Origin of the sequence: Mesorhizobium montanum (genome assembly GCF_033977145.1) — a bacterium.
Classification (GTDB): Bacteria; Pseudomonadota; Alphaproteobacteria; order Rhizobiales; family Rhizobiaceae; genus Mesorhizobium; species Mesorhizobium montanum.
This window is the reverse complement of record NZ_JAVIJF010000013.1, coordinates 143,717-158,124: the sequence shown is the minus strand read 5'-3', so window position 1 is coordinate 158,124 and position 14,408 is coordinate 143,717. Positions and strand designations below refer to the sequence as shown.

At 63.0% G+C, this 14,408-nt stretch carries 15 protein-coding genes; 10 read left to right on the top strand and 5 right to left on the bottom strand.

What is annotated here, in order from left to right:
• Positions 1-25: 25 nt before the first annotated feature.
• From exoK to RFM68_RS18925, 4 genes are all read right to left on the bottom strand, one after another.
• Entirely contained in the window at positions 26-865 is an 840-nt protein-coding gene (exoK, locus tag RFM68_RS18940; RefSeq protein WP_320234573.1) for an endo-1,3-1,4-beta-glycanase ExoK, read from the bottom strand.
• Positions 866-1,039: 174 nt separating this feature from the next.
• On the bottom strand, positions 1,040-1,417 hold the full coding sequence (locus RFM68_RS18935; RefSeq protein ID WP_320234572.1) for a hypothetical protein: 378 nt from the start codon (positions 1,415-1,417) through the stop codon (positions 1,040-1,042).
• Between the two features lie 123 nt (positions 1,418-1,540).
• Entirely contained in the window at positions 1,541-2,551 is a 1,011-nt protein-coding gene (locus RFM68_RS18930) for a glycosyltransferase family 2 protein (RefSeq protein WP_320234571.1), read from the bottom strand.
• Between the two features lie 22 nt (positions 2,552-2,573).
• The gene (locus RFM68_RS18925) at positions 2,574-3,776 is read right to left on the bottom strand and encodes a nucleotidyltransferase family protein (RefSeq protein ID WP_320234527.1); all 1,203 of its coding nucleotides are present in this window, start codon (positions 3,774-3,776) and stop codon (positions 2,574-2,576) included.
• Here RFM68_RS18925 and RFM68_RS18920 point away from each other — a divergent pair.
• The 7 genes from RFM68_RS18920 to RFM68_RS18890 all read left to right on the top strand — a co-directional run bounded on the left by RFM68_RS18920 (position 3,775) and on the right by RFM68_RS18890 (position 10,074).
• Complete coding sequence (locus RFM68_RS18920; protein WP_320234526.1) at positions 3,775-4,038, top strand: hypothetical protein; 264 nt, start codon at positions 3,775-3,777, stop codon at positions 4,036-4,038. The two genes, RFM68_RS18925 and RFM68_RS18920, sit on opposite strands and share 2 nt — an antisense overlap.
• 238 nt (positions 4,039-4,276) lie before the next feature.
• Positions 4,277-4,429, top strand: coding sequence for a lasso RiPP family leader peptide-containing protein (locus RFM68_RS18915; RefSeq protein ID WP_095769314.1), 153 nt, complete (start codon positions 4,277-4,279; stop codon positions 4,427-4,429).
• Positions 4,430-4,576: 147 nt separating this feature from the next.
• Positions 4,577-4,876, top strand: coding sequence for a PqqD family protein (locus RFM68_RS18910; RefSeq protein ID WP_320234524.1), 300 nt, complete (start codon positions 4,577-4,579; stop codon positions 4,874-4,876).
• Positions 4,860-5,276 (top strand): lasso peptide biosynthesis B2 protein, encoded by a 417-nt coding sequence (locus tag RFM68_RS18905; protein WP_320234523.1) that lies wholly within the window; start codon positions 4,860-4,862, stop codon positions 5,274-5,276. The genes RFM68_RS18910 and RFM68_RS18905 overlap by 17 nt, the downstream gene beginning before the upstream one ends.
• A 3-nt stretch (positions 5,277-5,279) precedes the next feature.
• Positions 5,280-7,193: a lasso peptide isopeptide bond-forming cyclase gene (locus tag RFM68_RS18900; RefSeq protein WP_320234522.1), complete on the top strand. Its 1,914-nt coding sequence runs from the start codon at positions 5,280-5,282 to the stop codon at positions 7,191-7,193.
• Positions 7,190-8,170, top strand: a complete 981-nt coding sequence (locus tag RFM68_RS18895; protein WP_320234520.1) for an HPr kinase/phosphorylase — start codon at positions 7,190-7,192, stop codon at positions 8,168-8,170. The genes RFM68_RS18900 and RFM68_RS18895 overlap by 4 nt, the downstream gene beginning before the upstream one ends.
• 8 nt (positions 8,171-8,178) lie before the next feature.
• Entirely contained in the window at positions 8,179-10,074 is a 1,896-nt protein-coding gene (locus tag RFM68_RS18890) for an ABC transporter ATP-binding protein (RefSeq protein WP_320234519.1), read from the top strand.
• On the opposite strand, the gene RFM68_RS18885 is transcribed toward RFM68_RS18890, so the two are convergent.
• Positions 10,048-10,350, bottom strand: a complete 303-nt coding sequence (locus RFM68_RS18885; protein ID WP_320234518.1) for an exopolysaccharide production repressor protein — start codon at positions 10,348-10,350, stop codon at positions 10,048-10,050. The genes RFM68_RS18890 and RFM68_RS18885 overlap by 27 nt on opposite strands.
• Before the next feature lie 579 nt (positions 10,351-10,929).
• On the opposite strand from RFM68_RS18885, the gene RFM68_RS18880 reads away from it, so the two are divergent.
• From RFM68_RS18880 to RFM68_RS18870, 3 genes are all read left to right on the top strand, one after another.
• Positions 10,930-11,607, top strand: a complete 678-nt coding sequence (locus RFM68_RS18880) for a sugar transferase (RefSeq protein ID WP_320234517.1) — start codon at positions 10,930-10,932, stop codon at positions 11,605-11,607.
• Positions 11,608-11,769: 162 nt separating this feature from the next.
• Entirely contained in the window at positions 11,770-12,969 is a 1,200-nt protein-coding gene (locus RFM68_RS18875; protein ID WP_320234516.1) for a polysaccharide biosynthesis/export family protein, read from the top strand.
• A 233-nt stretch (positions 12,970-13,202) separates the two neighbouring features.
• A complete protein-coding gene (locus tag RFM68_RS18870; RefSeq protein ID WP_320234515.1) occupies positions 13,203-14,294 on the top strand; it encodes an acyltransferase family protein in 1,092 nt (363 codons plus the stop codon).
• The last annotated feature ends 114 nt before the right edge of the window (positions 14,295-14,408 follow it).

Genomic DNA, 14,408 nt, shown 5'->3' with positions numbered 1-14,408 from the left:
GGTCCTTCGGTTCGGGATCATGCCCCTAGTTGCTGTTACTTATGCTGCATGCCAGCGATTCCGGGAACTGGCACGGCTGGCCCAAAGCGGTGAAGGCCACTCGCTTGACCTCCATGGTCACCTTGCTGCCGGGATCGACGAAGGCGCCCATCCAGTTGGCCAGCTTGTCGCTGCCCCAGAGGCTGAAGAAGATTTTCTGCGAATGCGTCGGCAGCTCGTCGGGGTTGGTCACTTCATGGACGAGCTTGCCGTTGAGGTACCAGCGCAGCCGGTCCTTCTCCCAGACGAAGCCATAGTCGTTGAAACCCTTGTCGGCGCCGCCCTCGACGTCGACCAGCTTGCCGTTCTTCGGCTTGCCCTGGATATAGCTGTTGACCTGGACTTTCGACGGATCCTTGGTGAGGACCTCGAAGTCGATCTCGTCCCAGGGCTGTTTGTCCTGGGGGCCGATATAGGAGAAGAAGGCGGCGTTGAGGCCAGAGCCGGTACCGGTCTTCATGCGCGCCTCGTAGACGCCGTAGCCGTAGCGCTGCTTGGTCTGGATCTCGGCGCAGGCGAACTCGCGGTCTTTCAGCTTGCGCTTTTCAAAGCCCAGAGACAGCACGCCATCGGAAAGCCGAACAAGGTCCTTCGACCAGGTGCAGTTCTGATGGGCGCCATTGGTCCAGCCGTCCGAGACAAACCAGCGGGAGCGGTCGAAATTCGAGAAATTGTCGACGAAGGACGGCGCGCTTTGCAGCTCTTGCTGCACTCCCTGCGCGTGCGCGGGATGCAAGCTCGCCGCAAGAGTCGCCGCGATCGCAAGCAGGGCGCCGACCATGCCGAGCAGCAGGCTGGTTAATCCATTCGATGGGGCATGCGACATCTCGCAAACCGCCACGGTGGAGGTGTTGTTCGGATCTACGTTCATAACAAACTCACCTTGTGTTGTCCGCCCAACCCAAAGTCATCCTCGGTTCGCATGAGCGAGCCGCTTCTGATCCTGCGCCCTTTTAACTCCTCTAACGTCTCGTACCGATAACGGCAGCTGAAGGCGCCGTCAGCCTCTTGCCGCGGACTGTGCGGCAGACTGATCGGAACCATCCTCGACAATCGCGTCGAGCGAACGACGCAGTTCCTTCATCAGACCATTCTGGCGAGCCAGCTCCGCAATGCGCCGCTCGCAGTTCAGGATCGAGTTGGTCATCGCGTTGACATCCGATCCCTTGCTGGTCGACGCCGAACCATTCTCAATCGCTTCGACCAGAAAGGCTGCGTTGGCGGCCGTCGACTTATAACGATTCTCCAGCCCGGTTTTCTCCGCCTCGATCTCGGCCGCGATCTGGTCGAACAGCTTCGCCAACCGGTCGAAACGCTGGAGATCGGTGTTCCGGTCGCGAGCCGGATCCCGGGATCTGAAGCCAAAAATCGAAGCCATACTGTCGGCCTTTCGAAATTGCTGCATTGCAACATAGACTGCCATTACCGCAGCCACTAGGCAACATCATAGTTTTCGGAATGCGGATTTTTTGAGAGCTGGCGGCTTCCGGGTGATGCGCTATCACTCATTTGCGGCACTGGTTGCCGTCATCAGGAAGCGCATCGGCGGCATTTGCTTTTCCGCGGCAATCCCGGTGCGGCGGAACAGCGCGTCGAGTTTGTCGGTGGCGACGCCGCGAACGATCGGGATCAGATTCGACTGGCTGGCGAAGGCGTAAGCCGCGGCCGACGCCAGGCCACGCTCGGCCTTGACGTCGAGGAACTTGCGCAGCCGGTATTTGTCGCGGACATGGCGCTCGTGGCGCCGCAACGCGGCCTTCGAGCGCTCCGGAAGGCTGTCTATCCGAAGCAGCGCCAGATCGGCGTCGGCAAGACGCTTCAGATCCTGCGTCCTGTGACGGCCGCTCAGCGAATCAGCGCGCACGATCGCGCCGTAACCGCAGGATTTGATGATCTTGAACCGCGCCCCGCAGGCGACCGCGCGCGCATAGAGCTCGTAGTCTTCGCCAAGACGCAGGTTTTCATCGTAAGTCAGCCCATGCCGCTCGAGAAAGGCCCGGCTGATCACCGGCTTGAGGAAGCCGAGCTCGCCCCGCCGGACGCGGCGGCGCGAGATGTTGCCATCGATGAAGCGCTCGAAATCGAGAAATTCCGGATCGGCGGCGAAAGGCGGCGCGGCGACCTTGGCGAGGTCGGTCGCGGCATCGTCGCGGATCAGCATGATGTTGTCGGCGGCGAAATCCCAGTCGGTGCTGGCGAAAAGCCGGCGAAAGCGGCCCTCGAGGAAGAAATCGTCGGCGTCGAGAATGCTGATGAAGGGCGATTTGGAGGCCTGGATGGCGGCGTTGCGGGCGGAAGAAGGGCCGCGATTGACGTCGAGGCGGATGACGGCAAGCCGGCCGCTGCCGTCGTCGGAGGCCAGAGCCACATCCCGGGTGTTGTCGGTGGAGGCATCGTCGACCACGACGACTTCGGCGACTTCGGCTTCGCGCAGCGCCGAGGCGATGGCGGCGGGAATCGTCCGCGCCGCATTGCGGGCGGCGATGATGACGCAGACCCCCGGGCTCGTCATGGACGTCGTCACGGGCATGGGTTCACCTTTCGCTTGCATGAGTGGCTGCCCCGCCCGCGATCTTGACTGTGCCGCCGCGCACCGGCTCGACAGCGGCCGGGCGCTCGAAGATGCGCCGGCTGAGGTCGGCGGAGGCCGCCCAGCCGGCTTCGGCCAGGTAACGGACAGGCTCGCGACCGCAGAGTTCCCACAGCACATGACGGCGCTGCGGCCAGCGCAGCGACGCAAGCCAAGGCGCGATGACCATGTGGAAGAGATCGGCATTGTCGATGCGCGCCAGAATGCGGGCCGCGCGATCCGAAAGCAGCGTGCCGGCGGCGCCGAGCAGCACGTCGGCGGCGCGCAGTCCCAAAAGCAGCGTGTCCGCCAGCCCCTGTTCGGCGGCGTGGTCAAGCACCGTCTGCTGCTCGGCCTCGTTCAGGCGGCTGGCGCTGGCCCTGACGTCGCAGACATAGCCGGCGCAAGGCTCGCGATTGAAGAAGGCCTTGGCGACGCTGATCGAGGATAAAAGCAAGGTGTCGGCCGCCGAGGTGATCGGCATGGCGGCGCCGGCCACCTCGACCTGGCGCTTGCGGCGCAGGAAGCCGTCGGTGTCGCGGGGGCTCGGCGAACCGGGCTGCTGCAGCCGGTGGTGGAGGTCGACCGTCGAGGCCCTCGCGCCATCTTCGCGAACCATATGCTGCTCGCCGAGAAAGCGCACCCACCAGACCGAGCGCGACTTGCCGGCAACCTCGTAGCCGATGGTGCGCAACGCCTCGCGAGCCGCGGCGAAGCTCGCCGGCGAAACCAGTATGTCGACATCGCCGGAAGGCTTCATGAAATGGTCGCCGTAGAGGAGATGCTGCTGGAGCGGCCCCTTGAGAAAGACGAAATCGACCTGCCTGTCGCGCAGCACGCGGTCGATGGCCATCGAATCGCCAAGGCAGGCGACATTCATCGACATGGTGCGCCGACGGTAGCCGTCGAGCCAGCCAAGCAACTCCGGAGGCGCCGCGCTGGTGGGCGCACGCGCGAGCGCCCTGAGCAGGAAGACGGCTACTTTGTTCAGCCTGGCGATGTCGGCGACATTTGCCGCCGAGATTGCTGGTGCAGCCATATCGGCCCGACCGGCGATCATGCTGGCGTCCGGCGCGAAAAACAGCCTCAGACAGGCCTGCACATAGGCGACTTCATCGGCACAGCCGGCGGCACGCAGCCTTTCATACGAGCCATCCTGCATCGCCATGCCCGATGTCGTTCTCCACAAAATGCCGCCCGAGGGGCTTATACCGCAACTGCGAAGAAAAGCATCGAAAAATTATCACGGCCGCCCGGTGTCCGGTTCTGGCCACCTTGTCGCCGCAACCCTTGCGTTTAAAATCAGCGCACGTTCAATCACTTTTGAAGACAACCCCGGAGACCCCTCCGGCGAGCCGGAAAATGAGGTTTTTCTGCAGCAATTTCTTCGCATCTGCGAAGCGAATTTCTCACCCAAAAAATTATTATAAATAAATCAAATGCTTATCTAGGCGACAAAGACCTGCGGTTGAACTCCAGCATGGTTGGGGTTTACGATAACAGCGCTCAAGGCTTGATCGCCAAGGAAGATGGGCGCAACCAAGAATTGATTAATGCTTGGTAAATCAGGCTTGACTCATGAATGTTGCCATGCAGCAATTGCATTGCAGCATAGCTATATGCTGGCGGCGTTCTGCAGCCGCTTCCAGTCCTTAGTTGGAGAGTACAATGGAACAGAATGTTGAAAAGCATGAGTACGAGACCCCCAGCCTGACGGTTCACGGTTCGATTGAAACCATCACGCAGGGCGGTGCTGGCACGACGGCGCTCGACGCGAGCTTTCCCGCACACACGCCGGTCGGCGAGCTGACTTTCTCTTAAGCTTACAGGCATCCGGGCGTCTAAGTTGGGGCCCCGGATGTCCCCCAACAGGTGAGCCGGGGGGCGGTGTTCCCCGGCTTCCTGCCGAGGATCGCGGGCAACCGATCCCGGCGAAAGGGTGCGGTGGGCCAGCAACGAGGTTTTAGGATGCACTGGAACCCTTCGGACCAGGACCGCGTGATCGCAACCAGCGAGGCGGTGGCCTGCGAATTCGGCGCCGGAGTGGCGCTGCTCCACCTCAAAACCAATGTCTACTACAGCCTGAACAGCGTCGGCGCCTTCATCTGGGAGCAGATCCAGGAGCCCCGGTCTATCCTCGATATCCGCAGCGCCGTGTTTGCGCGCTACGATGTCGATGCCGAGCGCTGCAAGGCCGACGTCGAGGGCTTGCTGAAGGGGCTGACCGAAGCAGGGCTTGCGAGGCTCCACAGTGAGGAACTGGTCTAGGCTCCGCTCGCTGAGCGGCCAGGAGATGCTGTTTCTGGCGCGTTGCCTGACGGTGGTGGGCGTTGTGCGCCTCGCGCTGACGCTTTCCTCCTACAACCGTGTCCGCAACGTAGTCACACGGCTGGACGCCAGACGCGACGCCAGCGTCGCCGACCTGCGGCGCGTCGCCTGGGGCGTTGCCGCCGCGGCGCGGCTCGTGCCGGGCGCCAGTTGTCTCACCCAGGCGCTGGCCGGGCAATATCTGCTCGCCCGCCAGGGCAACAGCTCGAAAATCAGCATCGGCATCGAACGGGGAACGGGCAGCGAGCTCAAGGCGCATGCCTGGTTGATGAGCGGCAACCACATCGTGCTCGGCGGCTCGATCAACGGCTTTGCCCATCTGGTCGACCATGGGTCGTGACCGATGAGCGGCGTCGCTGGAATCGTGCTTGACGACAACGGCCGGCCCGCCGCGGCCGGCGATATCCAGCAGATGCTTTCGCGCATGCGCCACCGCGCCCGCGACGGCAGCTCATGGTGGACGGAAGGCAGCGTGGCGCTTGGCCACGCCTGGCTCGACACGACCGGCGATGACGGCCCCGGCCCTCTGACGATGGCCGGCGGCAAGCTCGCCATCACCGCCGATTGCCGGCTGGACAACCGCGACGAGCTTCTGGCGCGGCTCGGCCTGCGCGACCTGTCGATCGCCGACGCGGTGCTCATCATGCGCGCCTACCTCAAATGGGGCGAGGCCTGCCCGACCTATCTGCAGGGCGATTTCGCCTTCGCGATATGGGATGGCGAGCGCCGGGCGCTGTTTTGCGCGCGCGACCATTTCGGCGTCAAACCCTTCTACTACCATTCGAACGGCGGGCGCTTTGCCTTTGCCTCCGAGATCGGGCCGATCCTGGCACTGGACGGCGTCGGCAGGCGCCTCAGCGAGCACCAGATTTCCGGCTTCCTCGCCGGCTTGCCGGACGATCAGCAGGCCACGCCCTATGCCGAAATCTTCCGCCTGCCGGCGCGGCACAGCTTGATGGTAGCGGACCGCCAGGTGGTGCTGCGGCGCTACTGGCAGATCGAGCCGTCGCAGCGGTCGCTGCGCTACGACGCAGCCGAAGAATTCAGGCATCTCTTCGCGCAATCGGTGGAGAACCGGATGCGCGGCACGCCGGCCGTCGGCGCCATGCTGAGCGGTGGGCTCGATTCATCCTCGATCGCCTGCCTTGCAGGTCTGCGGACAGCGGCGAGGCGCAACCCGAAGCTCAAGACCTTCTCGCTGGTCTTCGACAAGGGCTCGCCGATGGACGAAAAGCCGTTCATCGATGTGGTGCTCGACGACTATCCGCTCGACGCCACGCTGATTGCCGTCGGCAATTACGCGCCCTTCGCCGAGTTCGAACGCATCCTGGAGGAACAGGAAGGCACGTTCCTGGCACCCGGCCTGTCATTGACCCGCGACCTTTACCGCACAGCGGGCGCAAAAGGCGTCAAGGTGCTTCTCGACGGGCATGGCGGCGACGAGGTCGTCTCGCAGGGTCATGGGCACCTTCACGAACTCGCCAATGCCGGCAGGTGGCTTGAGCTGTGGCGCGAGTTGCACAGCGCCGCCAACACCTATGGCGAGGGCATGCTCCCGCTCTATTTTAAGTTCCTGACCATCTATGGACCGGCCTGGCGGATCGCCAGGATGAGAGCGATGGCCAAACGCTTCGTCGGCAAGGTGCGGCACAAGCCGGCGCCAGCGCCCCGCAGTGCTTGGGCGGGCCTGGTCAATCCGGATCTTGCCAGACGTACCGATCTTGCCGAGCGCTTTCATCGCAGTGGCTACATGCCCACCGCCGTCAGCGCCAGCGAAGCGCTGACGCATCGCTGGCTATTGTCCGCCGGCCTGGTGCCGCACGCCTTCGAGGTCCTTGACAAGGCCGCCGCCAATTTCGGCGTCGAGCCCCGCTATCCGTTCTGGGACAAGCCGCTCGTCGAATTCTGCCTGTCGCTGCCCGGCGAGGAAAAGCTCAAGGACGGCTTCGGCCGCCATGTGCTGCGCCGGGCCATGCAAGGCGTTTTGCCGCCGGCCGTGCAATGGCGTCGCGACAAGATCGATTTCACAGCCAACCTGGTCAAAGGCATGCTCGGCAACCACCGCGAGCTTCTGGACAGGCTGCTGATATCGGACAGCGAACGGATCGCGCCCTATGTCAACCTGCCTGAGGTGAACGCGGTCTATGACCGCATTCTGCGCCAGCCCGAGCAGGCGACGCTGCCTGACGTCCAGCATATCTGGCGCTCGATATCGCTGTCGCTTTGGCTGCGGCAAGTCCATGGAAGCCCTGCATGAATCTCCCGGTTGCTTCCCGTGCGCGGCCCGAGCCTGCCGTTGATACAATGACGCCGAGCGGTCGCGTCCGCCATTTCTACCAGGCCTACGGGCTGGTGATCGGCTCCGAAGTGGCCTTGCCGGAACTGGAACCGACAGCGCCGGCGACGCCGGACCTGGAGATCGCGGTCGGGCCGGTCGACTTTCCCGGCGCCGCATCGCAGGGCGCCGCGGCGTTCCGCTTCGAACCGATGCGCCAGTATCTTGCATGGCAGGCGGTCGGCACCTTCATGATTAGCGGCGCCAACCGGATCGATGTCGATCCGGCGCCGGGGATCGACGATCCGCTGCTTGCCTTTCCGCTGCTCGGGCCGGTGATGGCGCTCGCTTTGCACCAGCGCGGGCTGCTCGTCCTGCACGCCAGCGCCATTGCCGTCGGCGGCGAGAGCGTGATCTTCATGGGCGACAAGGGCGCCGGCAAATCGACGACGGCGGGCGCGATGATCCGCGCCGGCCATCGGCTACTCGCCGACGATGTCGTGGCGCTGGATTTGTCCGATCCGGGCCGACCGATGATCCTGCCCGGATTTCCGCAGCTCAAGCTTGCCGCGGACACCGCCGGCGCCATTCGCCTCGAGCAGGCGGACGTGCGGCCGCAGGTGCATCCGCAAATCGACAAGGCGCAGCATCGGCTGCGCGCCGGATTTGCCGCCGAGGCGGTGCCGGTATCGCGCCTCTATATGCTTGAGCGCGGCGAGCGGGCGGCAATATCGCCGCTGACCGGAGGCGCCGCGCTGCCGGCGATCATCAGGTTCTCGTATGTCACGCGGTTCGGCCGGCAGGCGCTGGCGGACGATTTCGCCGCCGCCCATCTGCGTCAATGCGCGCGGATCGCCGGGCGGATCGGCGTCAGCCGCCTCGAAGTGCCGGCCGGGCTCGCCCGGATCGATGAAGCGGTCGCCGCGATCGAAGCCGATCTGGCGTCCGGGACAAGGTGAGCGAGCACATGGGCTGGTCCTCCAAGCTTCGCCTGTCGCTGTTTCGGGATATCGCCGGCTTCGGTGCCATGATGGCGCATGTCGGCGGGCGGCGGACGGCGACGGCGCTCACCTTCCTGATCCTGGGCAGCCTGACCGAAGGCCTCTCGATCCTGCTGCTCGTCCCGCTGCTGCGCCTGATCGGCAAGGCCGACCAGGATTACGCGGTGCGAGTGCCGGAGGCCCTGCATTGGCTGGTGCCCAGCGGAACGCTGTCGCTCGCGACGGTGCTCTGCCTGCTTGTCGCGCTGGTGGCGCTGCAAGCGATGTCCAACCGCTTCAAGTCGGTCTACATGGCGCGGCTGCTCTACGATTTCGTCAACCGCGTGCGCATGAACCTGTTCGAGAGCGTCGGCAAGGCGCGCTGGGGGGTTTTCACCCGCATCCGCAGCTCCGATCTCGATCATGCGCTGAACGGCGACGTCGACCGCGTGCAGGTGGCCGCCTTCTCGCTGCTGATGCTCACCCAGGCCACGTTGCTTCTGACGGGCTATCTCGTGGTCTCGCTGTTCATCTCGCCGGTGATGACCTCCTTCGCCATCCTTATCGGCCTGGTGCTGCTGGTTGCGCTGCAGCCGTTCCGGGCGCGCGCCAGCGCCTATGGCCGCACGCTGACCGGCAACCGGCAGGACCAGTACCGCACTGTCTCCGAGTTCCTCGGCGGCATCAAGGTCGCGAAAAGCCTGAATGTCGAGGCAAGCTACTTTGCCGAGCTCGGCGCGACGCTGGACAGGATGAAGGCCGATAACATCGCCTATGTCCGCAACTCCTCGCTCGGCACCGCCCTGTTCCAGGTGGCGAGCGTGATCGGGCTCAGCCTGTTCATCTATATCGCGCTGGTCCGCTTCCACCTGTCGCTGGCCGAGATCGTCGTGCTGCTACTGGTCTTCATGCGGGTCGCGCCGCGCTTCATGGACATGCAGCTTCAGACCCAGCAGGTGCTGATCAACCTGCCGGCCTACGCTTCGATGCGAAGCCTCCAGGCCCGCTTCGACGCCGAACGCGAGCCGGCGCAGAGCGTTGCCGAGCCAGGTGCAAAACTGTCGCTCGAGACCGGCCTCAACATCCGCGATGTGTCTTTCGCCTTTGGCGAGGGTGACGGAAGACCTGTGGTCAGCGATATCACCTTCGGCCTGCCGGCCGGAAAGGTGACGGCGCTGATCGGACCTTCCGGTTCCGGCAAGAGCACGATCGCCGACATGCTGCTCGGCCTGCTCGAACCCACCGGAGGCCGGATCCTGGCCGACGGGATGGAGATCACGGCACAAAATCGCAGAGCTTGGCGCGATCAGGTCGCCTATGTGCCGCAGGATGTGTTCCTGCTGCACGACACGATCGCCGCCAATTTGCGCCTTGCCGCGCCTGAGGCCAGCGACGATGCGCTCTGGACGGCGCTGCGGAATGCGCATGCGGCCGATTTCGTCGAGCGGCTGGCATTACGGCTCGAGACGGTGGTGGGCGACCGCGGCGTCCGGCTTTCCGGCGGCGAGCGGCAACGCATCGCATTGGCGCGGGCGCTGCTGCGCAAGCCCTCGCTGCTTATCCTCGACGAGGCGACGAGCGCGCTCGACTGGCAGAATCAGTCGCTGATCGCCCAGTCGATCGAGGCGCTGCGCGGCCGGATGACGATTTTGACCATCGCGCACCGGCCCTCGATGATCGCCTTTGCCGACTGGGTCGTGGCCATCGAGAACGGACGCATCGTCGAGGTCGGACAATATCAGCGACTCAAGGCAAAAGCCGGCAGCCGCCTTGCCAGGATGTTGTCCGGCGAGCAGGCCGGGCGCGAAACCGCGCCATCGGTCGAGACAGGATTGGTGCCGGCGTCGGTCGAACGATCAGTGGAGGCCGCGTCTGGCGCTTAGCTTCTCGCCTTCGGCGGCCTTGTTCAGGATTGCGCCGCGGTCGGCTTCGCGGGCCTTGCCGGCCGATGTCGGCGTGGCTCTGCCAATCATGGCAAAGACCAGAAGAAAATAGCCAGCCTGGATAATCACGGCGCAGATGACGGCACGCAGGACGATGGTGCCCGGCGATGCACCGTTGAAATACGACCAGCCAATGACGATCGCGAGCGCGAACATCATCCCGACGATGAATTTTGGCAGAGACATGTTCGCCCGCCCCTCAACCGAGACGAGCATGCAGAAGCTGCGACTTACCCACCCGCGTAACTCCCCGTTGCGCCAAAGAGCTTTTTTCTGGCTGCCCAATCCGGCCGGTTGCTTCCGGCCTTTCTTACCCATGCAGACTATGACAGGAACAATTTGCGACTCTATTAAGGCGTGCCGGCCGAAGCAAGGCCGGACAGCTATGGTTTCCAAAGGTTTTACGAGATCGACTCTGGCATGGTGCGCCGCACACTCCGACCCTGACAGCTATTCAATGGGGGCGCATGCCACCTCAGTAAAACTCACGACTTTGATTAGTATTTTACCCGAATAACTTACCATGACGAGTGCTTCCGATGGCATGCAACCGCGTTTCTTCTGCAGCAAAGAATGCACTGTCCAAAAATTGCCCAAAATTCGGACTACATTTTCATGGTTTACGTTCACCTTGTCATAAACGTGCCACAAAGGTGAAAAATTGTGCAAGGCGGGTTTATTATTTAGTCAATTCATGACGTGAACATTTCAACGCAATGGGAAATTGTGTGTTGCGCTGCAGCATTTTTTTGATATCTTGCCGTAAACCATCCGTTCAACGTATGGAGCTTTTGCATGAGGGACGTCGCCAAGTCGGCTAACGCGGGTTTTTCGCAGGTCGGCATTGATTTTCCGCCCCCCATCGGCGGTCTGCTCAAACGCAGTTTCGATATTGTCGGTTCCGTGGCGGGGCTGGTTCTGCTCAGCCCGCTTTTCCTGATGGTCGCTCTGCTGGTGAAGCTTTCGGACAACGGTCCGATCTTTTATGGCCACAAGCGAATCGGCCGCGGCGGCAGGATCTTCTCCTGCCTCAAATTCCGCACCATGGTGACGGACGGCGAGCGTGTACTAAACGCATATCTGGCGGCCAATCCGGAGGCCAATGCCGAGTGGATCGCTACGCGCAAGCTGAAAAACGATCCGCGCGTCACCCGCGTCGGCCAGGTGCTTCGCAAGCTCAGCCTCGATGAACTGCCGCAGATTCTCAACATCCTGCAGGGCGACATGAGCCTTGTCGGCCCACGCCCGGTCGTGCGCGACGAGTTGGAAATCTACGGCAGCGCCGCAGTCTATTACCTGAAGTCGCGCCCGGGCCTCACCGGGCTGTGGCAGGTGAGCGGCCGCAACGACGTATCCTATGACACGCGCGTCGCCTTCGACCGCCACTATGTCGAGAACTGGTCGTTGTTCGAGGACATTCGCATCATCTTCAAGACGGTTCCTGCCGTGTGGATGTCGCGCGGCAGCTATTGACCGACGGGCCTGCCCCGCCGAACTCGGGCAGGCATCCGGCAATGATCTCATCGGGCGGGTGGGCCAAAGCGGATCGGAAACGTTCATTTGACAAAAGACCTCTTCGGACTGCCTTTTGCTTGCAGTCTCATATCCAGGACCCCAGCCCGCTTCGCGGGCATCTTGCTTGCGGCGTCGCTGGCCTTGCCGCCGCTCGCTGCCGCCGGCGACTATCAGCTTGGCCCGCAGGACAAACTCAACATCCGGGTCGCCGAATGGCAGACGGTCGACGGCACGTTCCGCGACTGGTCGGCCATCAATGGCGAGTATTCGGTCGGCCCGGCAGGGACGCTCTCGGTGCCTTTCGTCGGCGACATCCAGGCCGCCGGCAAGACGACGGCGGAGATTGCTTCGGCGATCGGGCTTGCTCTGCAGCGTAAGCTGGCACTGCCCGACAAGCCGGAAGCCTCGGTCGAGATGGCGCAGTTCCGGCCGTTCTACATTTCGGGCGAAGTCCAGAACCCCGGCCAGTTTCCCTTCGTGCCCGATCTGACGGTGCTCAAGGCAATCAGCATTGCCGGCGGCATCCGGCGCGCCGCCGACTATGGTCCGCAGCTCGAAAAGGATCTGATCACCGCGAAGGGCAGCTATGACATCTATGACGACCAGCGCTTGCGGCTGATGGTCAAGCGAGCCCGCATCGACGCCGACCTCGCCGGGAAAACGACTTTCGAGGTGCCTCAGGAAATTCAGGGCGATTCCAGATTGCCGACCATCGTCGCCGACGAAACGGCGATCCTGGTTTCCGACCAGAAGTCGCTGAAGCTGAAGCTCGATGCGCTCGATAATTTGAAGGGCGTTCTGCAGTCGGAAATCGAATCGCTGCAAAAGAAGATCACGAACCAGCAGAAGCAAGTCGATCTGGCGGTGCAACAGGCCGACAGCATCGGACCGCTGGCGCAAAAGGGCTTGATTGCCAATGCGCGATTGCTTTCCTCGCAGCAGACGGTCACCGACCTGCAGGGCAAGATCCTGGATTTTGAGACGGCCATCCTCACCGCCAAGCAGTCGATCAGCAAGGCGGAGCAGGACGCCATCGATGCCCGCAACACACTGGGTTCGAGCCTCACCGCCGATCGGCAGCAAACGGAAGCGAACCTGAATGAGGCAGCCTTGAAGGTCGGCATGCAGAAGGGCCTGATCGCGCAGGCATCGGACCCGGCGACGGCGGCCAGCATCACCGGCGGCCAGGAGCCGACCCTGCTCTATTCGCTGGTGCGGGTTGCCGACGGCAAGACGAGCGAGATCGAAGCCAAGGAAGACACGCCGGTGCTGCCGGGCGACGTGATCAAGGTGAAGCTGGCGCCGACGGCCAGCCAGTAGCGTCGCCCACCCGGGCCTGCCCGAAGCGCGAACCGAGGAACGGAGGCGGAAGGAACATGTCAGGCTCGTTCGCCTAGAGACGGTTGATTTCAGGTCGATCGACCTGAAATCTGAATCTGGCTCTAAATCAAAGAGATAGAGCATGATGTCATCCGAAAACCCGCTTCACACTTTTCGGCATCATGCTCTAGGCGCGAACGAGCGATCTGTTTTGCACCGCTTGAAGGCATAACATGCAGCCCGCAGCCCCGCGTCACGTGTATCTGAACCTCGACGCCATCCGCGGCGTGGCGGCGATCAGCGTCATGCTCTACCACTTCTCGCCGTTCCTGGCCGACGGCAAGGTGCTGCCGTCGAGCTATCTCGCGGTCGATCTGTTCTTCCTGCTCAGCGGCTTCGTCATCGCGCATGCCTATGACCGCAAGATCGAGAACGGCATGGGCTTCGGCTCGTTCGTGGCCATCCGCCTGATCCGGCTTTATCCGCTCTATCTCGCCGGCACACTGCTCGGCTTCTTCTATCTGCTGGTCAAGAACAGGCTGATGCCGGCGGAGTATATGCCGCTGTCCGAGATCGGCATGCAACTGACGACCGGCATGCTTTTCATCCCGCTGGTCAGTGATGCCTATCACACGATCTTCCCGCTCAATCCCGCTTCGTGGTCGCTGTTCTTCGAGCTCATCGTCAACATTGCCTATGTCGCGATCTTTTTCCTGCTGTCGCGACGCGTGCTGACGGGCATCATCGCGGTCAGCCTGGTGCTGCTCGTCGTCGCGGCGATTTTCGCCGGCACGCTCGATTTCGGCATGACCGGCAACACGATCCTCAGCGGCCTGCCGCGCGTAGCCTTCTCGTTCTTCCTCGGCGTGCTGCTCTGCCGTTCGATGGCGCGCTGGCAAGACAGCCTCGGCTTCCTGCGGCGCGGCGTCTGGGTCGAAGGCGCGATCCTGCTCACGCTTGCGGTCTTCGCCATTGCCCCGGCCGGCGACGCGCGCATCCTCTACGACCTTGCCGCAATCGTCATCGTCTTCCCGATCATGGTGGTGACCGGCGCGGCAGCGCCGACCGCGCCGCTTCTGTCATTCTTCTATGGCTGGCTCGGGCGGATTTCCTACCCGATCTACATCATCCACACGCCGATGCTGATGATCATCGCCGGGGCCGGCAAGGCCTTCTCGATCGATCCGTTCGCGCATCATCCCTGGTTCGGTATCGTGATGGCGGCCACGGTCATCCTCATCGCCGACATCGCCACGCGCGTCTATGACGAGCCGGTCCGGCGCTTCCTGCAGCGGCAGATGCAGCGCGCCCGGGCCGTGGCCTAGAGCGGTTCGTTGCGCGCGACAACATATCAGGTTGATCCGCCGACGGCAGGGCGGTAGATTATGCTGCAGCGCACAATACAAGTGGTCGCGCATCAAGGCTTGGCCGTACACAGA

Coding starts and splice junctions, on each gene's coding strand:
- RFM68_RS18870 (WP_320234515.1), top strand. CDS start 13,203: ATGCAGCCCGCAGCCCCGCGTCACGTGTATCTGAACCTCGACGCCATC.
- RFM68_RS18890 (WP_320234519.1), top strand. CDS start 8,179: ATGGGCTGGTCCTCCAAGCTTCGCCTGTCGCTGTTTCGGGATATCGCC.
- RFM68_RS18925 (WP_320234527.1), bottom strand. CDS start 3,776: ATGGCGATGCAGGATGGCTCGTATGAAAGGCTGCGTGCCGCCGGCTGT.
- RFM68_RS18935 (WP_320234572.1), bottom strand. CDS start 1,417: ATGGCTTCGATTTTTGGCTTCAGATCCCGGGATCCGGCTCGCGACCGG.
- RFM68_RS18900 (WP_320234522.1), top strand. CDS start 5,280: ATGAGCGGCGTCGCTGGAATCGTGCTTGACGACAACGGCCGGCCCGCC.
- exoK (WP_320234573.1), bottom strand. CDS start 865: ATGTCGCATGCCCCATCGAATGGATTAACCAGCCTGCTGCTCGGCATG.
- RFM68_RS18920 (WP_320234526.1), top strand. CDS start 3,775: ATGCCCGATGTCGTTCTCCACAAAATGCCGCCCGAGGGGCTTATACCG.
- RFM68_RS18885 (WP_320234518.1), bottom strand. CDS start 10,350: ATGCTCGTCTCGGTTGAGGGGCGGGCGAACATGTCTCTGCCAAAATTC.
- RFM68_RS18930 (WP_320234571.1), bottom strand. CDS start 2,551: ATGACGAGCCCGGGGGTCTGCGTCATCATCGCCGCCCGCAATGCGGCG.
- RFM68_RS18880 (WP_320234517.1), top strand. CDS start 10,930: ATGAGGGACGTCGCCAAGTCGGCTAACGCGGGTTTTTCGCAGGTCGGC.
- RFM68_RS18910 (WP_320234524.1), top strand. CDS start 4,577: ATGCACTGGAACCCTTCGGACCAGGACCGCGTGATCGCAACCAGCGAG.
- RFM68_RS18915 (WP_095769314.1), top strand. CDS start 4,277: ATGGAACAGAATGTTGAAAAGCATGAGTACGAGACCCCCAGCCTGACG.
- RFM68_RS18895 (WP_320234520.1), top strand. CDS start 7,190: ATGAATCTCCCGGTTGCTTCCCGTGCGCGGCCCGAGCCTGCCGTTGAT.